The following is a 23,874-nucleotide window of genomic DNA, read 5'->3' on the forward strand; positions in this document are numbered from 1 at the left end:
ATGAGTCACCCGACATGAGCCCCTTGATAGGCGAGCTGCGTCCCTGGCTCAAGCTATTGGCACGGCGTCGGTCGCGTATGTTGCTGGGGGCGCTGCTTCTGGCGCTGACGGTGGGCGCGGCGATCGGCCTGCTGGCACTTTCCGGCTGGTTTATCACCGCTACCGCCCTGACCGGCGCACTGCTGGCTTCCGGTGTGGCGGCAAGCCTCGATGTCTACGCCCCTGGCGGGGGCATCCGCTTCTTCGCCGTGCTGCGTACCGTCGCACGCTATCTGGAGCGGGTCTATAACCATGACAGTGTCCTGCGCCTGCTCGCCGAGCTGCGCAGTGGCATGTTCGCGGTGCTGGCCCGCCTCGATGCTCGGGCGCTGGGCAGCCGACGGGCTAGCGAATGGCTCAATCGCCTGACCGCCGACATCGATACTCTGGACAGCCTGTATCTGCGCTTGCTCGCGCCACCCCTGGTCGCGCTGCTGGCGATCGCGCTGGTCAGTGGCCTATTGGGACTCTTCCATTTGCCGGCGGGCCTGGCGGTCGGCGCCCTGTTGCTGGCGCTCTGGACCTGGTTGGTGGTGGGACAGGCCTTCCTCGGCATGGCGGCCAGTACTCGACGCGTGGCAAGCCTCGATCACCTGCGAGGACGCATCCTCGAGACGCTGCAGGGCCTCGCCGAGCTCAAGAGCTATGCCACCCTTGCGCATCATCGTGACCGTATCGATGAAGATCAGGCCGCGCTCTATGCCGATCAGTGGCAGTTGGGGCGGGTTGCGGCGCTGGGTAATGCCCTGGTCGGCCTGGGGGTTAGCCTTACGGCCGTGCTGGCCCTGTGGCTCGCGGCTGAGGCCTACCGTTCTGGGACGCTGTCCGGCCCCTTGATGGTGATGATGCCGCTCGCCGTGCTGGCCATGGGGGAGGCGCTGGGCGCATTGCCGGCCTCGTTCACGGCGCTGGGCGCGACCCGTGCGGCGGCGCGACGCCTCAATGAACTAGGCCACTCGAAAAGCGTGCTCAGCGAGCCTGAGGAGCCGGTCGTGCTGGATAAGCGGGCACCGACGCTGCGGCTTAGCCACGTTACCCTCCACTATCCCGGGGCCCTGACGCCTGCCCTGGACGGGCTCGATCTTACCTTGAAAGCCGGCGAGCGCCTGGCATTGTTGGGTGCCTCTGGCGCCGGCAAGTCCAGCGTGGCCGCGCTCCTGGTGCGTCTGCTTGACCCCGATCAGGGGGACGTTGAGCGGGATGGCATCGCACTCACCGGCATTTCGCTGAGTGATCTGCGTCGTCGCACGGCCTATCTCACCCAGCATAGCGAGATCTTTGATGACAGCCTGGCCGCCAACCTGCGGTTGGCCGACCCGAACGCCGATGACACGGCACTATGGCGTGTGCTCGAGATTGTGGAACTGGCCGAGTGGGCCGGTGCACTGACCCAGGGGCTAGAGACCCCGGTCGGTGAGGGGGGGCGGCAGCTTTCCGGCGGCCAGGCGCGTCGCCTGGTGCTGGCGCGAGTGCTGTTGCTGGACGCGCCGATGGTGATTCTCGATGAGCCCTTTTCGGGGCTTGATCGTGCGATGGCCACACGCATTGCCAGTCGTCTGGATACCTGGCTTGCGGGTCGCACGGTGCTCTATCTGGTGCATCAGCTTCGCCATGATGGCAGCGATCCGCCGGGTATCGGACGTTCGCTGACCCTGCGTGATGGGCGTCTTTCCTAGCGCATGGCGATGAGCTGAACGCGGGGAGTGGTGTAACGTGCCCTGTGTCACCTGGCTTGTACAAAGGGTGCTTGCAGCGCTCGCTTGCAAAGCCTTTGCGCGGACGCGCGACTTGACTCACGATAGGCGGACATTCATTGGAGAGTGCCATGCAAGACTTCCTGACCCGCCTGCCAAAGGCCGAGCTTCACCTGCATATTGAAGGTTCCCTGGAGCCCGAGCTGATGTTTGCTCTGGCCCAGCGCAATGGGGTGGCATTGCCCTATGCGTCGGTCGATGAGGTGCGGGCTGCTTATGAGTTCGATGACCTGCCGTCATTTCTGACCCTTTATTATCAGGGGATGGCGGTACTGCGTACCGCCGAGGATTTCTTCGATCTGGCCATGGACTATTTCCGACGCGCCCACGGCGAAGGTGTGGTGCACGTTGAGCTTTCCTTCGACCCTCAGGCACACCTGAGCCGTGGCATCAGGCTGGATGTTCAGGTGGAAGGCCTGACCCGTGCCATGCGCCTGGCCGAACGCGAACTTGATATCTCCACGGCGCTGATCATGAGCTTCCTGCGCGACCGCTCCGCCGAGGAGGCCATGGAAGTACTTGAACAGGCCGCCCCCTATTGGGAGTTGATCGACGCGGTGGGGCTTGATAGCGCCGAACTCGGCCATCCGCCGTCCAAGTTCGCCGAGGTGTTCGAGCGCGCCAAGTGGCTGGGCTTGCCAGGTGTCGCCCACGCGGGTGAGGAGGGGCCGCCCAGTTATATTCGTGAGGCCATGGAGGTGCTCGATGTCTGCCGTATTGATCATGGCGTGCGTTGTCTCGAGGACCCGGCGCTGGTGGCGGAGCTTGTCGAGCGACGCATACCGCTGACTGTGTGTCCGCTTTCCAACGTACGTCTCAAGGTTGTCGAGACGCTGGATGCGCATCCGTTACCAGCACTTCTCGAGGCAGGCCTGACACTGACGCTGAATTCGGATGATCCGGCCTACTTCGGTGGCGGTATGCTCGACAACTTCCTTGCCTGTCAGCGTGCCTTTGGCTGGTCACGGCAAACCTTCGTGGACCTGGCCCGTAACGCCATTGAGGCCGCCTTCATGAGCGAGGAGCGTCGCGATGTGCTCTTGACGCGACTGGTCGCCGAGACGAACTGAGGCTCATGCTGCCATGACATTCGCTTCCCGCCTGGTCGCGTCTTTATCGCGTCGTACCCTGGCAAGCCTGGGTCTCGTGCTTCTGGCGCTGCTTGCCTGGTTACCGCTGCCCGAGGCGCTGGCGGCGAGCACTGTCGATGCGTCCCTGGCCAGTGCCTTCCAGAGCTTCGCCCTGGCCAAGGCGTTGAATGCGGTGATATCGGTGCTGCAGTCGGTGACCGGCGATGCGCTGCTGGTGCAGGTTCAGTTCGGTGAGGTGCTGGACCCGGCCAATGACATGGTCGAGCGCTTCTCCTGGGTCATGTTCGCCTCGACCGTGTCGCTGGCCTTCCAGAAGCTGTTATTGGGTATCGCCGGCAGTGTGCCGATCAAGACCCTGCTGTCGCTTAGCTGTCTGGGAATGGTGGCGGTTCTGCATGTCGGCACGTCACGCTGGCGGGCTATCGCCGGTCGGCTGGTGATCATTGCTGCCTTCCTGCGCTTCGCGGTCATTGCGGTGGCTCTAGCCAGTGCCGCCGTCGAAGCCCTTTATCTGTCAGACACCCGGCAGGCGCTCTATGCCGAACTCGAGCAAGACCAGGCGGTGCTCGAGCAGATTGCCGACGAGGCGGCCCCTGTCGATGCCGCGAGCGGCCATGATGACGAAAATACCGCCGAGCAAGGCTGGTGGCAGGGACTCAAGGAGCGGCTGGGTGATGGCGTGAAGGGGCGTGTGCAGGCCGCTATGGAGCGTTTCGATGCCATGACGCAGAACCTCGTCGAGCTGACCATGCTGTTCCTCGTCCAGACCATGCTGCTGCCGCTAGGCTTTCTCTATCTCAGTTATCGCGGCGCACGCCATCTTGCCCGCGGTATCAGACCCCGCCTGGAACACAACCACTACCGGCTTGATGACAGGTCGCATGATCTCAGCCAGTCATAGGCACTCGGACAGGCGCTGAGATGGAGGCTATGCACAGGAACCGGGGGACAGTAACCGAACAAGGACACTGAAATAGTGCCTGCGGGAGCTGTTATCCTTGCTCTTTCGGGCATGGCGTTCGAACAGTGCGACAAGGAGGTCGGGACTACATGATGCAGTGGCTCAATCAAAATGCGGGGGCGATCAGTGCGTTAACCGGCGTTTTGACACTTCTGGTATGGCTCTTCTATGCGCAGTTACTCTACAACAGCTATATCCGTCAGCGTCGCCCGCGCATCCTCATCAACCGGGGCAGCGGCAAGCATCTTGATTCATTGTGCCTGATCAGCAATATGAGTGCCGAGGCGATCTTCGTTCAGCATATTTTTGCTGTGCTCGAGAGTGACGAGGGTGAGCAGCGACTCGATATCGCTGACCAACAGCAAACCCGGGACGACGAACGGCAATATCGTAGTCATCAGGGACCCCTCGAGTCGGGAGACTTCCTGCATGTGGGCAGCTTCAAGGATATCTTGGCGCATTTCGCCGATCACTCCACGCCCAATGCCGAGGGTCAGGATGAGCCATCATTCGGATCGTATCGAGCCCTGGAGATTCGAGTCGTTGCCATCTATGGTTCCGAGGACAACCCGATCGGCGCCCGACGGCGTTTCCAGCTCGAGCCGGGGGATGATGCCTGTGGCATTTCGCCTGATGGACTGGATACTCAGCGGCTCGCGAGCCGTGGCCAGCGCCACCTGATCAAACAGTGGATGCAGGAACACTAGCCGACGCACCCCTCGACATGGTGTGACAGGTTGCTTTCTCGTTGGTGCACGCATTCGCCACCTGCCCAGGTGGCGAAGACGCTGCGATCATCGCCGAGCATCATCAACGCGAACAGCTGTTCCCCGAGCGTGGCGTGATCGGGGCGCCCCTCCTTGCCATTCCCGTCAGCTTGGCTGATGCGCGCCGTGCGCCGAGCCAGCAGCGGTGTAGCCGCCAGATCGAGCACCACGATATCGGCTTCCTGGCCAGGCTCGAGAGATCCGATGTGGTGATCGAGACGCAGGGCTCGGGCATTGCCCAATGTCAGACGGTAGAACCCCTGCCAGGCGGTTAGTGGCTGGCCGAGTAGCTGACCGACCTGATAGGCGGCTTTCAGAGTGGCGAAACCGGAGAGGTCGGTCCCCGCACCCACGTCGCTTGCCAGGCTGGTGACGAGCCCCGCCTCGCGGCAAGCCCGCCGATCGAGTAGCCCACTGCCAAGGAAGAGATTGGACGTGGGGCAGAAGGCGATATTGGCGCCGGCCCCGGCGAGTCGCTCGCGCATCGCCTGATCCAGATGAATCCCGTGGGCGAAGGTGCTCGTGGGTCCCACCAGCCCGAAGCGTTCGTAGACTGCCAGGTAGTCCTTGTCATTGGGGAAGAGCTCGGCGACCCAGGCAATTTCGCCGGGATTCTCGGCCAGGTGTGTCTGCAGGTGCAGGTCGGGTGCCGTGCGCAGGATAGCCCCCGTCGCGTCGAGCTGGGCCGCACTGGAGGTCGGTGCGAAGCGCGGGGTCAGCGAATAGCCGAGCCGATCCTTGCCATGCCAATCCGCAATCAGTCGTTCGCTGTCGGCCACGCCGCTGGACACGCTGTCGGTCAGCGTTGCAGGGGCATTGCGATCCATCAGCACCTTGCCGGCCAGCATACGCAGCCCCCTGCGCCTTGCGGCAGCGAAGAAGGCGTCTACCGACTGAGGGTGCGAACTGCAGAATACCTGAGCGGTGGTCGTGCCGACCCGCAACTGCTCATTCAGAAACGCCTCGGCGACGGCCTCACCGTGGGCGCGCTCGGCGAAGCGGCATTCCTCGGGGAAGGTGTAATCGTTGAGCCAGTCGAGCAGCTGGCGGCCATAAGAGGCCAGGATGTCGAGCTGAACGTAGTGCACATGGCTGTCGATGAAGCCCGGCATCATTAACTTGCCGGTGTAGTCCACCACCTCGATTCTATCGGGCAGGTGGGGCGCGAGCTCGTGATAGTGGCCCACCGCACGAATCCTGCCATTCTCGAGCCATAGAGCACCGTCGCGAAGATAGGACAGGCTGCCCGGCGCAGGCCGGTCGTCTTCACCCGGATCATCGAGAAAGCGCACCAGGGGGCCTCGCAGCACGCGCATGGTGGGGCGGGGGTCGGTCATGAAAGATCATCTCCAGCGGTAATCAGAGGCGTATTGCGCGGTAACCGATGAGCACCAGGTTGGTATGTCGCCACTATCCATCCTACGGATAGGGACTAGACCCTCGATTGGCAGCTCGCGGCGTTAGTGGCTAGTCATCTCGGCCAAAGACGTCGCGCAGCGAATCGGGCGTAATGCCACGGCGGTCAGTCTCGGCGGATAGATCGGGGCCAAGTGTCATCAGTTCGGCCACCACGGCGAGCGCGATCTCATAGGGACGCTTGCCGTTGGCGCCGTCAATCCCGATAGGGCAGCGCACGCGTTGAATAGCGCTTGGCTCATGACCGGCCTCGGCGAGACGGCGTTTGAAGCTTGCCCATTTGCTTGACGAGCCGATCAAGCCGATCGAAGACAAGTCGTCGCGCCTGAGCAGGGCATCGACCAGCGCCAGGTCCTCGCCATGATCATGGGTCATCACCAGGGCATCGGCGCCGGCTGGCAGCGCGGCCACGGCGCTCGCCGCGCCCGCCTCTCCGTCTATCTGATGGAGTCGCAACCGTGGTAATGCCGACGCATCGACGGCCCAGGCCGGGAAGGGATCGTGGCGGCTGTCGAACCAGTCGAGGTGCCAAGGCAGCGGTGCCATCAGTCCCACCAGCGCCTGGCCGACGTGGCCGGCGCCGAACAGGGCGATATGACGCTCGGCTCCGCTGAAGGGCTCAATCAGTACATGCAGGTAACCGCCGCAACATTGCCCTGCGCGACCGCCAAGCGGGAAGGCCTCGAGCGCGGGCGCTTTGTCGCCGCGTGCCAGGGCTGCCCGAGCGGCGGCGATCACCTGATACTCGAAGGTCCCACCGCCCAAGGTATCGAAGATGGCCTTCGACGTGATCACCATCTTGGTGCCGGGCTCTCGAGGCGTCGAGCCGGCCGCGCCGACCAGGGTGGCCAGCACATGGGGCTCGGCGTTTTCCTGCAAATGATGCAGGGCCGCGTGCCATGACGACTCAGGGGCTGGCACTGAGCGGTCATCAGGCGTTGGCATGCTGGTCATCCTCTCGTGGTGTGCTTGCGGCGTGATCATCGGTCTGACGGCGCAGGGTCTCAATGGCCATCAGCACGCGCTCGGGCGTGGCGGGGGTATCCAATCGGGGACAATCGCCCGTGGGATCAAGGCTCGCGATTGCATCGCGCAGCGCCGACCAGACCGAGATTGCCAGCATGAGGGGCGGCTCGCCCACGGCCTTGGAGCGATAGATGCTTGCCTGGGAGTTGGGGTGTCCCTCGAGCAGGGCGACGTTGAAGGTCGCCGGCAGGTCGCCGAAGGCTGGAATCTTGTAGGTGGCGGGGCCGTCGCTGATCAGCTGTCCGGCATCGTTCCACTTGAGCTCCTCGCTGGTCAGCCAGCCCATGCCCTGAATGAAGCCGCCCTCGATCTGGCCGATGTCGATGGCCGGATTCAGCGAGTCGCCGACGTCATGAAGAATATCGACCCGGGTCACCTGGTACTCGCCGGACAGGGTGTCCACGGCGACTTCACTGACCGCAGCGCCATAGGCGAAGTAGTAGAAGGGGCGCCCCTTGGCGGCCTCGCGATCGTAGTAAATCAGCGGTGTTGAATAGAAGCCCTTGGCCGACAGCGAGACGCGTCCGACGTAGGCTGCCTGAACCAGCTCGCCCCAGGACATCGTGAACTCTCCATCGCCCGCCACCAGCATGCCATTCTCCAGGCGCAGGTCGTCGTGGCCGAGGCCGGCGTCCGGCCAGAGGGTTTCGAGGGCGAAGGCGAAGAGTCGCTCACGCAGCGTGCTTGCCGCATCGCGAGCCGCCTGGCCGTTGAGGTCGGCGCCACTGGAGGCCGCGGTGGGGGAGGTGTTGGGCACCTTGTCGGTGCGGGTGGCGCTGATACGCACGGCCGAGAGATCGAGCCCCAGCTCGCGCGCCACCACCTGGCAGACCTTGGTGTGCAGGCCCTGACCCATCTCGGTGCCGCCGTGGTTGATCATCACGCTGCCGTCGGTATAGACATGCAGCAGGGCGCCGGCCTGATTGAGGTGCTTGGCGGTGAAGGAAATGCCGAACTTCACCGGCGTCAGCGCCAGGCCACGGCGAATGATCGGACTCGCTGCATTGAAAGTACGAATCTCGTCGCGGCGTGCCCAGTAGTCGCTGCTGGCTTCGAGCTGGCCTATCAGTTCGTGCAGCAGGTCGAGCTGTTCGACGTCCTGGCCGTAGTGTGTCGTGGCGCGTCCCGGCCGGTAGAGGTTGCGCTTGCGAATAGTCAGCGGGTCTTCGTTCAGGCGGTGGGCGATGTCATCCATCGCCTGCTCGATGAGCATCATGCCTTGGGGACCGCCGAAACCGCGGAAGGCGGTATTCGAGGCGGTATGGGTGCGTGCACGATGGCCGGTGACCCGTGCCGCGCCCAGAGAGTAGGCGTTGTCGGCATGGAACATCGCCCGATCGACGATCGCTTCAGACAGATCCGGCGAGAAACCGCAGTCACCGATCAGGGTCATGTCACCGCCCTGCAGCACGCCGTTATCATCCATCGCCAGCCGATAGCGGTTGTGAAAGGGGTGGCGCTTTCCGGTGATGCGCATGTCATCGCTCCGGGAAAGCCGCAAGCGTGCCGGACGCTGCGTGCGTCGGGCAATCAGCGCCGCAATGCAGGCCCAGGGGGATGCCTGGGTCTCCTTGCCGCCGAAGCCACCGCCCATCCGGCGTACTTCCACGGTCACCGCATGGAAGGGAATGCCCAACACCTCGGCGACCAGCTTCTGGGTTTCGCTGGGGTGCTGGTTCGAGGTATGCACCACCACACCCTCGTCCTCGCTGGGGAATACCAGGCAGGCCTGGCCTTCCAAATAGAAGTGCTCCTGGCCGCCGACGAACTGCTCGCCCTCGATGACATTCAGGCCACTATCGAGAGACCGCTGCCAGTCGCCGGACGCCTGGACATGGGTGGGCCGTACCACGTCATCCTGCTCGGCGGCAGCCACCGGGTCGAGGCTTGCCGGAAGCTCGTCAATCTCGATGATCGCGGCCTTGGCGGCACGCCGGGCGGCGTCGTGGCTATCGGCCGCCACCGCGAACAGGCACTGGCCAGCGTAGCTGATCGCTTCATCGACAAAGATCGGGTCACCCGGGAAAACCGGCCCGATATCGGTGTGCCCGGGAACGTCGTTGACGGTGATCACATCGACCACTCCCGGCATGGCACGTACCTGGGTGAGGTCGAGGCGTGTCAGGCGTCCATGGGCCACTGGCGAAAGGCCAAGGGCAATATGCAGCGCATTGGCGGGCGCCGGCAGGTCGTCGATGTAGGCGGCACGGCCGGTGACGTGTTTGATGGCGCTCTCATGCTGTTGGGCTGCCTTGGCCTCAAGGGAGCCGCCAGTCTTATCGAGCGTGGTCGAAGACAGCCTAGTTAGCGTACGCATCGAGAGTCACCTGGGCAGCGGGCGCAGAGGGGGCGTCTGCGGTGGGTGAATGAGCGGTAATCGTGAGCCGCAGGCGTTCGAGAAGATTGGCGGCGACGATTCGGCGATAGTCGCTTGACCCCCGCACATCGCTCATCGGCTGGAAATCTTCAACGAGCGCCTGCTTGGCGGCAGCGAAGGCGGCCTCGGTCGGTGGTTGGCCCTCGAGGGCGGCCTCGGCCCCTCGTGCACGGGCGGGAATGGCGGCCATGCCGCCGAAGGCCAGGCGCACGTCGCCAAGCAGACCATCTTTCATCGTCCAGCAGAAGGCGCCGAGCACCGCCGAGATGTCATCTTCGCGGCGCTTGGAGAGCTTCCATACCTTAAGCTGGCGTCCTGCAGGCAGCCAGGGGAGGCGAATCTCGCGCAGTACCTCTTGGGGGGCCATGGCGGTCTGACGGTAATCGAGAAAGAAGTCGTCTGCCGAAAGCGATCTTTCGCCGCCAGGCCCTGATAGCGTCAGGGTGGCATCCAGGGCCAGCAGCACCGGGGGGCCGTCGCCGATCGGTGAGGCGTTGGCGACATTGCCGCCAAGGGTCGCCCGATGGCGGATCTGCGAGGAGGCGAAGCGATGCAGCAGCCGGGCGAAGGCCGGAAAGTGGCTGTCCAGAGACGGTTCGAGACGGGCATAGGTGACGGCGGCGCCGATATGCAGGCCGTCATCGCGGGCATCCAGCACCTGGAGCTCGGCAATTCCCCGCAGGTCGATCAATGCCGGGAGGGCCTTGAGCTGCTGGGTGCGTTCCAGCCATAAATCGGTGGCGCCGGCGACCAGTCGCGCCTCTGGATGGCGCTTTCGCAGGGCGGCCAGGGCCGAAAGGCTGGTCGGGCGATGATAGCCCTCGCCGGCGGCCGTGTCCGGCGACGATGCGTCCGCGGCCTCTTGACGAGCCTGAGCACTGGCCGCTACCCGAGCGGCCAGGCTTTCGTCTTCTTTCCAGGCGGGGGATGGTTCATTGGCAGGGTAGCTAAGCATGCCTTGGGCGGCGTCGCGGATCGGGCGATAGCCGGTGCAGCGACACAGGTTGCCGCCCAGCGCGGCCTCCAGCTGAGACTGAGACAACGGCGTTAGCGAAGGTTGCGCCTGTTCGGCTTCATAGAGCGTAAACAATGACATCACGATGCCCGGGGTGCAGAAACCGCATTGGCTGGCATGGCAATCGACCATGGCGGCCTGGGCCGGGTGCAGGGAATTGCCTCGGGATAAGCCTTCGACAGTGACCAGATGACAGCCCTTGAGCTGATGGGCCGGCAGGATGCAGGCATTGGCATTGTGATAGCGCAATATACCCTGTGCATCGGGCTCGCCGATTGCCACGGTGCAGGCGCCACAGTCGCCGGAAGCGCAGCCTTCCTTGGTGCCAGTCGCCTCAAGGCGTGTCCTCAGCAACGTAAGAACGCTGATATCCGGGGGAAGGTCGGCGAGGGATTGGGGCTCGCCGTTGAAATAGAAGTCGATCATCGCGGTCCCTGATTGTTATTGTAAGCATGTGATATGCCTTGACCGATTGGTCAGCTTTGCAAAGATTGGCGCAAAGCGTGTGGCTGTGCAAGCGCCGCTGGCGGCATTGCAGCGTCATAGCCGCTGGCGCAGGAGCCCCTCAGACCTGGCTGAGACGGGCGCCATTCGGTATTTCCTTGACCCTAGCCGAGATCTGCGATGACGGTGACTTCCGATGTTGACCATTCGCTGACAGCAGCGGATTCCCTTGCACGAACCGATAGCGGTGACACCGCCCCCACGACCATGCGCGAGCCGCAGGACCAGGGTGAAGGCGAGGCCACGGCAAGGCGTCAACGCAACGAGCAAGCGATTCTCGAAGCTGCCGAAGAAGTCTTCGCCCGATACGGCTACCGTGGAGCCAGTGTTCAGGCCATTGCGGAGGCGGCGGGCCTGCCCAAGTCCAACGTGCTGTATTACGTGGGCAGCAAACGTCGGCTGTATGTGGCGCTGCTCGAGCGCATGATGGCGCGCTGGAACGCCATGCTCGACGATATCAGTGTCGAGGATGATCCGGCCAAGGTGCTGGAAGCCTTCATCCGCAGCAAGATGGCCCTGACCCGAGCGCATCCCCAAGGCTCACGACTGTTTGCCGCCGAGGTGCTCGGCGGTGCGCCCTTTCTGCAGGAGTATCTGCGCGGCGACCTGCGCGACTGGGTGCAGGCGCGGGCTCGGGTCTTCGAGCAGTGGGCCGAGCGGGGACTGATGGATGCGGTGGATCCTGTGTGGTTGATCTTCCTTATCTGGTCGGCGACCCAGCACTATGCCGATTTCGAGCCTCAGGTGCTGGGAATCACTGGACGTGAGGCGCTCAGTGACCATGACCACCAGGACATTACCGACTTTCTGTGTCAGCTGATCCTCAAGGGCTGCGGTATCCGCCGCTGAGTTGATCCGCGACGCGTGCAGCTGACCTGAGATACCGCACCGGCTTATAATGATGAGCCTTTGAGGCGGCTTTTCTGGCGGCTTCTCGCGTTTTCTTTCATGAGTGGCGCCCCTTTCCATTGGCGTGCCCCAGCCGAGCGGTGAACATGAACGGCAGTTGGCAGCATGAACGGCATGGTAGCCGCACGCCGGCGGGTGGTCGCGTCAGTGACGAGCAGATCGTCGAGCGGGTTCGCCGGGCGGTGCTGATGCAGCGCCTGCCTCCAGGCACAAGGCTGCCCGAGGTGGCATTGGGCGAGGCCTTCGGTGTCAGTCGCTCGGTGGTACGCAAGGCGCTGACCCGCCTGGTCGCCAATCATGTGGCCGTTCAGCGGCCCAATCAGGTAGCGCGGGTGGCATCACCCGACGTCGACGAGACCCGGGAGATCTTCGCGGCACGCCGCCTGGTCGAGGGCGAGGTGGTGGCATTGTTGACCGGGACCTTGTCGGCGACCGTTCAGGCGCGGCTCGCGTCCCTGGTCGAGGCCGAGCGAGCCGCTTTTGTGCGGGGTGACGAAGAGCAGCGCATCGAGGAGTCACTGGCTTTTCACCACTGCCTGGCAGAGCACTCTCCCAATCGCATTCTCGGCGCCATGCTCAGCGATTTGATCCTGCGCACCTCCATTGTGATCGCCCTCTACAAACCGGCGGATCTGGAGTCCTGCTACCTGGAAGGCGATCACCAGGGCTTGCTTGAGACGTTGGTCGCGGGAGCCCCTGATGTCACCCGGGGCAGAATTGAGGCGCACCTGAATGCGCTGGAGGCGCTGCTGGATCTTAATGCCCCGGTGGGGGCCATCGACCTTGGTACTCTGTTCGGCGGCAGCGCCTAGATCCTCGGTCAGACGCGTCTATCCCCACAGACCTATTCCCCGGAGCGATTCTTCGGCGCTATGCCTAGGAGCTATGCCTAGGAGCTATGCCTAGGAGCTATGCCTAGGAGCTATGCTAGAGGGCTAGTCTCCAGGGCTATCAACCGGACTCGCCGTGGTGGGAGTCGGCGTGAAGGACGTGGTGAGCATGGCTTCTGGAGCGGTGTTCTCAGTCGTGAAAGAGTCGCGCTCGCAGTGCATAGACGCTGCGGCCCAGCCACTCATGCAGAGCCTGGGTGCTGTGGCGCAGGTGATAGGCCCGGGGCAGCCAGGCCCGCCAGCCGGCCGGTGGCGGACTGGCGAACTCGGTGGGCGCGGGCACGACGCTGAGCCCGGCGCGCTCGAAGGCTGGTACTGCCCTTGGTAGATGCCAGGCCTGGGACACCAGGGCCACCCGCGTGATGCCCTCGGATTCCAGTATTGCCGCGCTGTAGCGCGCATTTTCTGCGGTATTGCGGCTCTGCGCTTCCTGCCACCTGGCCGTCAGGCCAAAGCTCTCCCTAAGGGCCAGGGCCATCAACGTGGCTTCGGCTTTCGCTTCGCCATGCACCCGGCCACCGGTGACCAGCAGAGGCAGTCCACTTTGGCGATGCAGATGGGCGGCATAACCAAGACGGCGCCAGGTGGTGTTATTGGGCGCATCTCCCCAGCCAAACTCCGGGCTTTGATAATCGCGCCCACCGCCCAATACGACGATGGCCTTTGCGGTCTCAAGCTTGTCTGTTGTCAGCGTCGGGTAGGGCTCCAGGCCGCTGCGCAGCCAGTGGCTGGCGGTCGGGGTGGCGAGCCACAACAGGCCTCCCACGCCAATCACCAGCATGATGGCTCCCAGCCAGGGCATGCGGCGCCATAGCAGTAACCCCAACACGCCCAGGACCACATTGATGGTGGGGGGTAGCAGCAGGTACTTGAGCCAGCTCATGGGCGCCTCTTGTGTCGTTGGGGTGGGGACCAGCGCCGCCGGGAGCAGGACGGTTCAGCCGATATCCACTTTATCGGCAAACTCGCATAAATCCTCAATCACGCAGCTACCGCAGCGTGGCTTGCGTGCCACACAGGTATAGCGGCCGTGCAGGATCAGCCAGTGATGGGCGTCCTGGCGAAACTCCCGCGGTACATGGCGCATCAGTTTCTTCTCGACTTCCAGCACGTCCTTGCCGGGGGCGATGCCGGTGCGATTCGAGACCCGAAAGATATGGGTATCGACGGCGATGGTTGGCTGACCGAAGGCGGTATTGAGAATCACATTAGCGGTCTTGCGGCCCACCCCGGGCAGCGCTTCCAGGGCCTTGCGAGTCTTGGGCACCTCGCCGTTATGACGCTCCACCAGTATCTGGCAGGTCTTCATCAGGTTCTCGGCCTTGGTGTTGTAGAGCCCGATGGTCTTGATGTGCTCCTTGAGGCCGTCGAGGCCCAGCGCCAGGATTGCCTCGGGGGTGTTGGCGACGGGGAAGAGGCGTGCGGTGGCCTTGTTGACGCCCACATCAGTGGCCTGAGCGGATAGCAACACGGCGGCGAGTAACTCGAAGGGGGAGGCCCACTTGAGCTCGGTGGTGGGCGCGGGCGTGTGCTCGCGCAGGCGCGTGAAGATCTCGTAGCGTTTCTGGGCGTTCATGGCGCGTCCGTTGTGATGTCTTGGCAGTTCGGTGACTGTTGCCGCGGTGGGTGGTGACGGCTCACCGGATAGTCCCTGTGACCCTGACACGCCGGCTCGCAGAGGGCGTGTCTGCCTTGATGGCGGCACGGCGACGCGCCTGGCGGTCATCGATCAGGTTCTTGAGGGCGATCAGCAGCCCCGTGGCGAAGAAGGCACCGGGCGGCAGTACCAGGAACAGGAAGTCATAGTCGGGAAAGACGGTGATGTCCCAGCCTGCGGCAGTGGGGCCAAGCAGCAGGTCCATGTCGGTGAAAAGCGTGCCCTGACCGAAGACTTCGCGAACGGCCCCCAACACCACCAGTACCGCGGCGAAACCGAGCCCCATCATCAGGCCGTCGGTGGCCGCCGGCAGTACCGGGTTCTTGGCGGCGAAACCGTCGGCCCGGCCAAGGATCGCGCAGTTGGTGACGATCAGCGGGATGAAGATGCCCAGAATCTGATGCAGCTCATAGGTGTAGGCCTGCATTAGCAGGTCGGCACAGGTGACGAAGGCGGCGATGATCATCACGAAGGCGGGCAGGCGCACGGTATCAGGCACATGGTGGCGGATCAGCGACACCGCAACATTGGAGCCGACCAGCACCAGCAGCGTCGCGAGACCCAGGCCCAGGGCATTGACCACGCTGCCGCTTACGGCAAGCAATGGACACAAGCCCAGCAGCTGCACCAGCGCCGGGTTGTTGGCCCACAGGCCATTGCGGGCGAGCTCGTTGAATTGGCTCATGGCGCCTCTCCCTTCGGGTACGTGGCTTCACGGGGGCGATCGACGGCTGCTTCGCCGAAGAGACGCGCCTGATGATCGCGCACATAGCCAAGCGTGCGTTTCACGGCAGCGACCACGGCATGGGGCGTGATGGTGGCACCCGTAAAGGCGTCGAACTCGCCGCCATCCTTGCTCACCGCCCAGCCGGCGGGGCCCGGGTCGTTCAACGAGTGGCCCGAGAAGTCCTTAATCCAGTCGCTCTTGCGCGCCTCGATGGCGTCGCCGAGCCCCGGCGTTTCTTGATGGTGGGTAACGCGCACGCCACTGATGGTACCGGCTTTTGTGACGCCGACCAGCAGGTCGATGTCGCCGCTGTAGCCGTCTGGTGCGGTCACCGGTAGCACCACGGCGGCCGCGTTGTCTCGCTGCGCCCGCCAGGCGGTGAAGGGCGTGTTCTGGCCAAGGGCCGTGCTTGCCGGCAAGGTGATTTCACTGTCGAGCAGGCGCTGGACCCCAAGGCTTGAAAGGTCCGCCGGCAGCACCTCAAGCAGTTGACGGTGCTGGCTCGCCAGGCGATTGGCCTCAATGCGCTCGGCGGTCAATGCCCGGGTACCGGCGACGATGCCGGCCGTCAGCATGGCGAAGAGGCCAAGGCCAACCGCACCACGCATGATGGCGCGGCGCAGCGGTGCGTTTGTCGATTGATCCGAGGGTGCGCTCATGAGGCCTCCTCGTCATCGAGTTGTACCACCTTGATGCCTCGGTTCGGCCGAGCGTGTCCCTGGGTGCGCGGCTGGGTATAGTAATCGATGAAGGGCACGGCGAAGTTCATCAATAGCACAGCGAAGGCCACCGCATCCGGGTAGGCGCCGACATCGCGGATCAGCACCACCAGTAAGCCGATGCCCGCCCCATAATAGAGTTTGCCCTTGCGGCTGGTCGCGGCGCTGACCGGGTCGGTGGCAATGAAGAAGGCGCCAAATACCGCGGCTCCGTTCAACCAGTGAAAGGCCGGCGAACCATGGTGGCTGGGGTCGGCGGCATACAAGAGCGTTGCCAGTAGGCCCATGGCGGTGAGCATGGATACGGGGATCTGCCAGCCGATCAGGCGCTTGTAGAGAAGTAACGCGCCCCCGGCAAGCCAGGCCAGGGCAACATTGCGCCAGGCTGCCTGTGTGCCCTCGGGCAAGGGGTTGGTTGCCCAGAACTCGCTGGCGAGCATGGCCTCTGGCTTGTGCTTGAAGGCATCCAGTGGTGTGGCACCGCTCCAGGCATCGGGGCCGAGGCTTCCGTCGAGTTCGCTATTGAAGCCAATGATGCGGGCCAATAGGTCGCCAAATGAAAGCCCGTCGGGGCCGACGATCCCATGCGGCGCGCTCCACTGGGTCATGGCCGCCGGGAAGCTGATCAGCAGTAATGCATAGCCGACCATTGCCGGGTTGAAGGGATTCTGGCCCAGGCCGCCATAGAGCTGCTTGGCGACGACGATGGCGGCCACCATGCCGACCAGAATCAGCCACAGGCTGGTTCCCGGTGGCAGTGAGGCGCCGAGCAAGACGCCGCTGACCAGGGCGCTGTTATCGGCAACGACCGGACGCACCCGTCGGCGGCGCAGGCGCAGCACCAGCGCCTCGAGGCCCACACCCAGGCCGGCGGCAAGCACTACGTTGGTCAGTACGCCGAGGCCGAAGTGCCAGGTCAGGACGGTGATGCCGGGCAGGGTGGCCAGCAGCAACCAGCTCATGACGCGGCCAGTGTCCGCAGGCTGACGGCTGACCTGGCTCTGGTGCATCAGGCTCATGAAGAGCGCTCCTGGTTATCCGTTGAAGACGAGTCAGAGGTTGCCTTAGCGGACGTCTCAGAGGTCGCCTCTGCGGCCGCCTCCTTGGCGGCCGCCATTCTCGCTTCGATGGCGGCGAGATTTTCGCGGGCGGTGGCGAGTTGAACCTCGAGATCCTGAATCTCGTCGGCGTTCTGAGATTGTCCCTGACCGCCGCCGGACTGGCTAACCCGGGTCAGTACCTTCTCGGCCTTGCGCACAGCAGCCTTGGCCGCTGCATGGGCGATGCGCAGCGACTTGAGGTCAGCGTCGTTGGCGCTTGGTGAAGAAGCCGCCGATGAGGTCTGGGAGGTCGTAGACGGTTCCTTGATCGCTGCCTTGGAGGATTCCGCTTTAGGTCGCCGGTTGGTCTGAGCGCGTGCCTGCCGCCGTGCGTCTTTTTCGGCAGCCTCTCGCGCCAGGCGAGCCTGGCGGAACTCGAAACGATGTTTGGCATGCTCGGCCTTTTGCGCCTCAAAGGCGCGGGCGCGAATATCGCTCTTGGCGGCACGGTAATAATCGACCAGCGGAATATGGCTTGGGCAGACGAAGCTGCAGGCACCACATTCGATGCAGTCGAAGAGATTGAACAGTTCGGCCTTGTCGTGCTCGCGAGACTTGGCAAACCAGTAGAGCTGCTGTGGCAGCAGGCTGGCTGGACAGGCTTCCTCACAGGCGCCGCAGCGGATACAGGGTTGTTCCACCGGCGGTGGCGGCAGCTCGTCGGTGCTTGCGGCGATCAGACAGTTGCTCGACTTGACCAGCGGCAGGTCGAGATGGGCGAGTTCCATGCCCATCATCGGGCCGCCCATCACCAGGCGGGCGAGCTTTGCCTCGTCAAGGCCAGCGGCGGTGAGCAATTCCGCCATGGGCGTCCCCAGGCGAGCCTCGACATTAGCCGGGCGCGCGAGCGCCTCGCCCGTCAGGGTGACGATGCGCGAGACCATCGGGCGACCGTCGCGCACCGCCTGGAGTACGGCGCGCAGGGTGCCGGGGTTGTGACAGAGCACGCCGACGTCCGCCGGCAGGCCACGGCTGGGTACCTCGCGATTGAGCAGGCGTTTGATCAGCTGCTTCTCGCCACCGCTTGGGTAACGGGCGGGGAAGGCCTTTAGGGTGATTTCAAGAGAATCCCTGTTGCCGGCCTTGATGGCTGCATTCAGCGCGGCGGCAGCGTCGGGTTTGTCGTCCTCGATGCCGATGATGATCCGCTCGGCGCCGCTCAAGTGCGCCATCAGGCGGGCACCCTCCAGAACGTCAGTGGCATGCTCGCGCAGGGTCATGTCATCGGCACTGATATAGGGCTCACACTCGGCGGCGTTGATCACCAGCGTGTCGATGGCGTGGCGCTCGCGGACCCGGGCCTTGACCTGGGTGGGGAACCCCGCACCGCCGAGGCCCACGACCCCTGACGCCGTGAGGCGAGCATGCAGGGTGGCGTCATCGGTATGGCGCCAGTCAAGGGCCGGCAGCCGTTCCCAGTCGTCGCGTATGCCATCACCCTCGATGACGATGCAGGTCTCACTGAGGCCGCCGGGGTGCGGCACTCGACGCGATTCGATGGCGGTGATCTCGCCGCTGATACTGGCATGAAGATCGGCGCTGATCAGGCCTTGGGCTCGAGCGATCAGCGTACCGGTGGCCACCCGGTCGCCGACTGCCACGCAGGGCTCGGCAGGCTGGCCGACGTGTTGGCCAAGCGGCAGCACCACTCGCGTCGGCAGCGTGGCCGTCGCAATCGGGTGGCGGGTGGAACGGGTCTTGCGGGCCGGCGGATGGATGCCGCCAGGAAAATCGAACGCCTTAGCCATGTGTGGCCTCCCGAAGCGTCTGGGGCCGGTCGCTGGCAATCAGCTGCGCGGCGGGGCGATGGCCCGGGCCGGCGGGAAGGGGCGGCTGCCAGGCCCCGAGCGCGTCATCGCGGGCAATCATGTCGATACAGTCGACCGGGCAGGGGTCGAGGCACAAATCACAGCCGGTGCATTCGTCGGCAATCACGGTATGCATGTGCTTGGCGGCGCCGAGAATCGCATCGACGGGACACGCCTGAATGCACTTGGTGCAGCCGATGCATTCGTCCTCGCGGATATAAGCGACTCGCGGGGCATCTTGCGCTTCGCCGTCCAGCGGCGACGCCTCCCGGCCAAGCAAGTCCGCCAGGGAGGCGATAGTGGCATCGCCGCCGGGCGGGCACTTGTTGATGGCATCGCCTCCACTGATGGCCTCGGCGTAGGGCTTGCAGCCGGGATAGCCACACTGGCCGCACTGGGTCTGCGGCAACAAGGCATCGATGCGCTCGACCAGCGGGTCGCCTTCGACCCGAAAACGCTCGCCGGCATACCCGAGCAGCGCGCCGAAGGCCACCGACAGCCCGGCGAGGGCGAGGATGGCGGCAAGTATGCCGTGGCCGTTGATCCACTCGATCATCATTTACCCCTGACCGACTTGAACGAGCCCGGAGAAGCCCATGAAGGCCAGTGACATCAGGCTGGCGGTGACCATGGCGATGGCGGCGCCCTGGAAGGGGCGGGGCACATCAGCGACGGCCAGGCGTTCGCGCATGGCGGCAAATAGCACCAGCACCAACGAGAACCCAAGGGCAGCGCCGAAGCCATAGAGGGCGGCTTCCATGAAGCTTGATTGTCGATTGAGCGACAGCAAGGCCACTCCCAGCACCGCGCAGTTGGTGGTAATCAGCGGCAGGAAGATACCGAGTACCTGATGGAGCACCGGGCTCACCTTCTTCACCATCAATTCGGTGAACTGCACGATCACCGCAATTACCATGATGAAGGCAATGGTACGCAGGTACTCAAGCCCTAAAGGGGCCAGCAGGTAATGAAAGGTCAGGTAACTGGCCACCGACGACAGGGTCAGTACGAAGGTGGTGGCCAGTGACATGCCCATCGCGGATTCCAGCTTGTTGGACACGCCCATGAAAGGGCAGAGTCCGAGGAACTGCACCAGCACGAAGTTGTTGACCAGCGCCGTGCTGACCAGAATCAGGAAATAGTGGGTCATGGCCCGCCCATGCCGCGAAAAGTGGAACATCGTGGGGTGCCACCGCCAAATGTCAGCGATGACAAGGCGGGAATTATAGCGCGGGGGAGGGTTGCATCATACCGGGCGGCGACGCCAGTCGTCAGACATAGTCCCGTTCATTAGCCGCCATGACGCGGTTGCGTCCGGATTCCTTGGCCGCATAAAGCGCGCGGTCGGCTGCCTCGATCAATTGTGCGGCGTCTAGGGGGTGTTCGAATACACTGCAGGCAACCCCGGCGCTGATGGTGACCACCTGGTCAGTATGCGGAACTGCCAGGGCCTCGATGGCCTCGCGTAGTCGCTCGGCACATGCCAAGGCGGCTTCTTGAGCGGTGCCCGGCAGTATGGCGATGAATTCCTCTCCCCCGGTGCGCGCAACCAGCTGATCGCTCCTGTCGAAATGGGCGCCCATCACCCCGGCCAGGGTCTGTAGGCAGGTATCACCGGTTGGATGGCCATAGCGGTCATTGAATGCCTTGAAATGGTCGATATCCATCATGATGAGTGCAGTGGGTTGTGCTAGATGGCGATCGGTTGCCAGTGACGTTGCCAGATGTTCATCGAAACGACGCCGATTGGCCAATCCGGTCAGGGGGTCATGTTCGGAGAGCTGGACCAGGTCGGCGGTCTGCTGACGCTGAAACTCGATGAGCTGCTGGAAGTGGCGTGCCAGCGCCCCGATTTCGTCCTTTCGTTTCTGAAGCGATGCGGGAACATCGGTGCGGTCAGCTCGCTGTGCGCGATGGGTGAACGCCGCAAAAAGGCGAAGCGGATTGAGGACGATGCGTTCAAGCAACCACAACACGATCAGAACGACCAGCACGATCAGGCCAACGGTCCAGGCCAGGCCCATTTCAAACGCCTCGACGCTCATGTTCAGGTGCTGGCGTGGCAAGTCGATTTCAAGCGTCAGTTTTTCGCCCGCTGGCATAGCCGGCATAAGACGGCTGGCGCGCATGGTTTCCTCGTTCATGCGCTGAAGACTGGGGGGCGGTGTCGTGCCATGAAAGTCATGCACACTAACGGCCAAGCCGGTGCTGTTGCGAATCTTTTTAAGCCATTCCTCGCTCATGGGCCGAGCCATGGCTAACCAGCCGACAAGTGGGCCACCACCGTCAGTGCGCAGAATGGGCTGGATGCTGACCAACGCCATCTGGGGGTGGGCCTGAAGCCAGGTAATGCCAGTGCTTTGCGTGTTCTGCGCGATGCGCTCCTGCGCGGTCTCGAGGAAGGTTCGCGACCACCGGCAGGGCGCCCTTCGCTCGGTACAATCTCGGTATTGGTCTATCGCCGGGTCCAACCCGCCCAACCAGAAGGGCATGCCGGAGGGCGTTAAAAAGGCAATCATGTTCAAGTCGGCATCGCTGAAGATGGTCGCGCCATTCAGATTGGAGGCCAAGAACTGCGGGTTGCCGTCTTGCATGAAACGATAGCTGTCATCCCAAGTGGCCCAGTCCCTGCTGAGCACTGCCAAGTGACGTAATTCGTTATCGATGGCGCGCTGGGCGCGCTCAATGGCTTCTTCGCCCTGGATCGCTTCAATCCGCAGCAGCTCCGGCATCAGCGAGAAGCGTGTAAAGGCAGCTAGCGCGATGAGTGCCACCACCAAGAGTCCCAGCAAAGTGAGAACAAATCGGTAACGCAGGGAATGAAGAGCTGAGCGCATGGGCGTTCCATCGTATTGTTATAAAGGCTCTGGTCGCAGGTGACCGAAAGATGCCGGTAATCGATATATGTATCGACCCAAGCGATACCCGCTTGAGTACTCAGCAGGTTTTTGACGAAAAAAACGCGCGGCCTTGGCCGCGCGCGTCGTTGAAGAAGACGAGGTGGTGGCTCAGGTCACGCGTTGTCCTGGTTCGGCACCGGCATGCGGCTCGAGTAGATAAATACCGGCATCGTTGCTCGATGCCAGTACCATGCCCTCGGATATACCAAAGCGCATCTTGCGCGGTGCCAGGTTGGCCACCATCACGGTCAGGTGACCCTCCAGGGCTTCAGGCGCATAGGCGCTACGGATGCCGGAGAAAACGGTGCGAATCTCGCCCCCCAGGTCGAGGGTCAACTTGAGCAGCTTGTCGGCACCCTCGACGTAGTCAGCCTTGGCGATGCGGGCGATGCGCAGATCAACCTTGCTGAAGTCCTCGAAGCTGATCTCGTCGGCGATAGGGTCGTCGGTCATGGGTCCCTTGGCGCTCTCCTTCATCTTCTTCTCCTCGGCAAGATCTTCCTTGGAAGCGTCGATCATGGCATCGATCTTGTCACGGTCGATACGGGTCATCAGCGGCTTGAACTTGGCGATGTCGTGATTCAGCAGTATCTCGTGACGGCTTTCCCAATCCAGCGATTCAAGCTGCAGGAAGGCCTGCGCATCACTTGCCATCGTCGGCACGACCGGGGCCAGGTAAACCATCAACTGACGGAAGAGGTTGATGCCCACCGAGCAGATGTCGAGCACTTCCTGCTCGCGGCCTTCCTGCTTGGCCAGCACCCAGGGCTCGGCCTCGGCAATGTAGGTATTGGCCTCGTCGGCGAGCTCCATGATGCGACGCATGGCGCGACCGAACTCCCGGGCCTCGTAGTCCTCGGCGATGGCGTCACCGGCGGCGATCGCGCGCGCCAGCAGTTCCGGCTCGGCACAGTGAGCGCTGAGCTTACCGTCACCGAATTTCTTGACGAAGCCTGAACAGCGGCTGGCAATGTTGACCACCTTGCCGACCAGGTCCGCGTTGACCCTTGCCGAGAAGTCCTCGAGGTTGAGGTCCAGGTCGTCGACACCCGCCGTGAGCTTGGCGGCGAAGTAATAACGCAGGTATTCCGGATTCAGGTATTCAGCGTAGGTGGCGGCCTTGATGAAGGTGCCACGGGATTTTGACATCTTGGCGCCATTGACGGTCACGAAGCCATGGCAGTTGACCGCAGTAGGCGTGCGGAAGTCGGCACCGTGCAGCATGGCCGGCCAGAACAGGGCATGGAAATAGACAATGTCCTTGCCGATGAAGTGATAGACCTCGGCATCCGATTCCGGCTGCCAGTAGCTGTCGAAATCCAGTCCCTCGCGCTCGCAGAGGTTCTGGAAGCTGGCCAGATAGCCGATCGGCGCATCCAGCCAGACATAGAAGTACTTGCCCGGGGCGTCGGGGATCTCGAAGCCGAAGTAGGGCGCATCGCGAGAGATGTCCCATTCGTTAAAGCCTGACTCGAACCACTCCAGTAGCTTGTTGCGGATCTGCGGTTGCACGTGACCGTCGTTGATCCAGCCCTGCATGAAATCGGCGAAGTCCGGCAGCTTGAAGAAGTAGTGGGTGGAACTTCTCACTTCTGGCGTGGCGCCCGATATCGCCGAGACCGGATCAATCAGCTCTGCCGGCGTGTAGGTGGCGCCGCAAGCTTCGCAGTTGTCACCGTACTGGTCATCGGCCTTGCACTTCGGGCAGATGCCCTTGATGAAGCGGTCTGCCAGGAACAAACCCTTCACGGGGTCGTACATCTGCTCGATATCGCGGGTGGCGATGTGGCCCTTGTCGCGCAGCCGGGTGTAGATCAGCTCGCTGAACTGCCGATTCTCCTCAGAATGCGTGGAGTGATAATTGTCGAACCCCACCCCGAAGCGCGCAAAGTCGGTCTGGTGATCGCGGGAGACGCGCTCAATCAGGGCTTCGGAGGTGATGCCTTCCTGCTCGGCGCGCAGCATGATGGCGGTGCCATGGGCGTCGTCGGCGCAGACATAGTGGCACTGATGGCCGCGGCTCTTCTGGAAGCGCACCCAGATATCGGTCTGAATGTACTCCAGCAGGTGGCCCAGGTGGATGGCGCCATTGGCGTAGGGCAGGGCGCTGGTGACCAGGATCTTGCGCGAATGGCTAGCGGAGTGCGACGCGGAATTCGACATAGTGGCTGCGGGGTTCCCGTAACGTAGTGCGTGAGGGACGAAGTGTCGTTG

The 23,874-nt window shown here is 63.3% G+C and carries 20 protein-coding genes; 6 read left to right on the forward strand and 14 right to left on the reverse strand.

What is annotated here, in order from left to right:
- Positions 1–14: 14 nt before the first annotated feature.
- From cydC to HF027_RS11025, 4 genes are all read left to right on the forward strand, one after another.
- On the forward strand, positions 15–1,715 hold the full coding sequence (gene cydC / locus HF027_RS11010; protein ID WP_168015627.1) for a thiol reductant ABC exporter subunit CydC: 1,701 nt from the start codon (positions 15–17) through the stop codon (positions 1,713–1,715).
- A 149-nt stretch (positions 1,716–1,864) separates the two neighbouring features.
- Complete coding sequence (locus HF027_RS11015; RefSeq protein ID WP_168015629.1) at positions 1,865–2,863, forward strand: adenosine deaminase; 999 nt, start codon at positions 1,865–1,867, stop codon at positions 2,861–2,863.
- Positions 2,864–2,876: 13 nt separating this feature from the next.
- Positions 2,877–3,785, forward strand: coding sequence for a hypothetical protein (locus HF027_RS11020; protein WP_168015631.1), 909 nt, complete (start codon positions 2,877–2,879; stop codon positions 3,783–3,785).
- Positions 3,786–3,934: 149 nt separating this feature from the next.
- Positions 3,935–4,552 carry a hypothetical protein gene (locus HF027_RS11025; RefSeq protein ID WP_342448738.1) on the forward strand — a complete coding sequence of 206 codons (618 nt, stop codon included), beginning with the start codon at positions 3,935–3,937 and terminating at the stop codon, positions 4,550–4,552.
- On the opposite strand, the gene guaD is transcribed toward HF027_RS11025, so the two are convergent.
- From guaD to xdhA, 4 genes are all read right to left on the reverse strand, one after another.
- Positions 4,549–5,949, reverse strand: a complete 1,401-nt coding sequence (gene guaD, locus HF027_RS11030) for a guanine deaminase (protein ID WP_168015633.1) — start codon at positions 5,947–5,949, stop codon at positions 4,549–4,551. The two genes, HF027_RS11025 and guaD, sit on opposite strands and share 4 nt — an antisense overlap.
- Positions 5,950–6,079: 130 nt before the next feature.
- A complete protein-coding gene (gene xdhC, locus HF027_RS11035; protein WP_168015635.1) occupies positions 6,080–6,973 on the reverse strand; it encodes a xanthine dehydrogenase accessory protein XdhC in 894 nt (297 codons plus the stop codon).
- Positions 6,960–9,371, reverse strand: coding sequence for a xanthine dehydrogenase molybdopterin binding subunit (xdhB, locus tag HF027_RS11040; RefSeq protein ID WP_168015637.1), 2,412 nt, complete (start codon positions 9,369–9,371; stop codon positions 6,960–6,962). The genes xdhC and xdhB overlap by 14 nt, the downstream gene beginning before the upstream one ends.
- Positions 9,355–10,872: a xanthine dehydrogenase small subunit gene (gene xdhA / locus HF027_RS11045; RefSeq protein ID WP_168015639.1), complete on the reverse strand. Its 1,518-nt coding sequence runs from the start codon at positions 10,870–10,872 to the stop codon at positions 9,355–9,357. The genes xdhB and xdhA overlap by 17 nt, the downstream gene beginning before the upstream one ends.
- Before the next feature lie 285 nt (positions 10,873–11,157).
- On the opposite strand from xdhA, the gene HF027_RS11050 reads away from it, so the two are divergent.
- Together HF027_RS11050 and HF027_RS11055 are read left to right on the forward strand one after the other, a co-directional pair.
- Positions 11,158–11,799 carry a TetR/AcrR family transcriptional regulator gene (locus tag HF027_RS11050; protein WP_168015687.1) on the forward strand — a complete coding sequence of 214 codons (642 nt, stop codon included), beginning with the start codon at positions 11,158–11,160 and terminating at the stop codon, positions 11,797–11,799.
- A 146-nt stretch (positions 11,800–11,945) separates the two neighbouring features.
- Entirely contained in the window at positions 11,946–12,671 is a 726-nt protein-coding gene (locus tag HF027_RS11055; protein WP_168015641.1) for a GntR family transcriptional regulator, read from the forward strand.
- A 208-nt stretch (positions 12,672–12,879) separates the two neighbouring features.
- Here the strand turns inward: HF027_RS11055 and HF027_RS11060 are convergent, their stop codons facing one another.
- From HF027_RS11060 to metG, 10 genes are all read right to left on the reverse strand, one after another.
- A complete protein-coding gene (locus HF027_RS11060; RefSeq protein ID WP_168015643.1) occupies positions 12,880–13,632 on the reverse strand; it encodes a YdcF family protein in 753 nt (250 codons plus the stop codon).
- Between the two features lie 54 nt (positions 13,633–13,686).
- On the reverse strand, positions 13,687–14,325 hold the full coding sequence (gene nth / locus HF027_RS11065; protein WP_168015645.1) for an endonuclease III: 639 nt from the start codon (positions 14,323–14,325) through the stop codon (positions 13,687–13,689).
- 61 nt (positions 14,326–14,386) lie between these two features.
- Positions 14,387–15,091: an electron transport complex subunit E gene (locus HF027_RS11070; protein WP_168015647.1), complete on the reverse strand. Its 705-nt coding sequence runs from the start codon at positions 15,089–15,091 to the stop codon at positions 14,387–14,389.
- Positions 15,088–15,792: an electron transport complex subunit RsxG gene (gene rsxG, locus HF027_RS11075; RefSeq protein ID WP_168015649.1), complete on the reverse strand. Its 705-nt coding sequence runs from the start codon at positions 15,790–15,792 to the stop codon at positions 15,088–15,090. The genes HF027_RS11070 and rsxG overlap by 4 nt, the downstream gene beginning before the upstream one ends.
- The gene (locus HF027_RS11080; protein WP_168015651.1) at positions 15,789–16,871 is read right to left on the reverse strand and encodes an RnfABCDGE type electron transport complex subunit D; all 1,083 of its coding nucleotides are present in this window, start codon (positions 16,869–16,871) and stop codon (positions 15,789–15,791) included. Before HF027_RS11080 ends, rsxG begins: the two co-directional genes overlap by 4 nt.
- Complete coding sequence (gene rsxC / locus HF027_RS11085) at positions 16,868–18,700, reverse strand: electron transport complex subunit RsxC (RefSeq protein WP_168015652.1); 1,833 nt, start codon at positions 18,698–18,700, stop codon at positions 16,868–16,870. The genes HF027_RS11080 and rsxC overlap by 4 nt, the downstream gene beginning before the upstream one ends.
- The gene (gene rsxB / locus HF027_RS11090) at positions 18,693–19,316 is read right to left on the reverse strand and encodes an electron transport complex subunit RsxB (RefSeq protein ID WP_168015654.1); all 624 of its coding nucleotides are present in this window, start codon (positions 19,314–19,316) and stop codon (positions 18,693–18,695) included. The genes rsxC and rsxB overlap by 8 nt, the downstream gene beginning before the upstream one ends.
- 3 nt (positions 19,317–19,319) lie before the next feature.
- Complete coding sequence (gene rsxA, locus HF027_RS11095) at positions 19,320–19,910, reverse strand: electron transport complex subunit RsxA (RefSeq protein WP_168015656.1); 591 nt, start codon at positions 19,908–19,910, stop codon at positions 19,320–19,322.
- 121 nt (positions 19,911–20,031) lie between these two features.
- On the reverse strand, positions 20,032–21,597 hold the full coding sequence (locus HF027_RS11100; RefSeq protein ID WP_168015667.1) for a GGDEF domain-containing protein: 1,566 nt from the start codon (positions 21,595–21,597) through the stop codon (positions 20,032–20,034).
- A 171-nt stretch (positions 21,598–21,768) separates the two neighbouring features.
- Positions 21,769–23,823 carry a methionine--tRNA ligase gene (metG, locus tag HF027_RS11105; protein ID WP_168015668.1) on the reverse strand — a complete coding sequence of 685 codons (2,055 nt, stop codon included), beginning with the start codon at positions 23,821–23,823 and terminating at the stop codon, positions 21,769–21,771.
- Positions 23,824–23,874 lie beyond the last annotated feature (51 nt).

Origin of the sequence: Halomonas salinarum, from assembly GCF_012062845.1 — a bacterium.
Lineage (GTDB): Bacteria > Pseudomonadota > Gammaproteobacteria > Pseudomonadales > Halomonadaceae > Onishia > Onishia salinarum.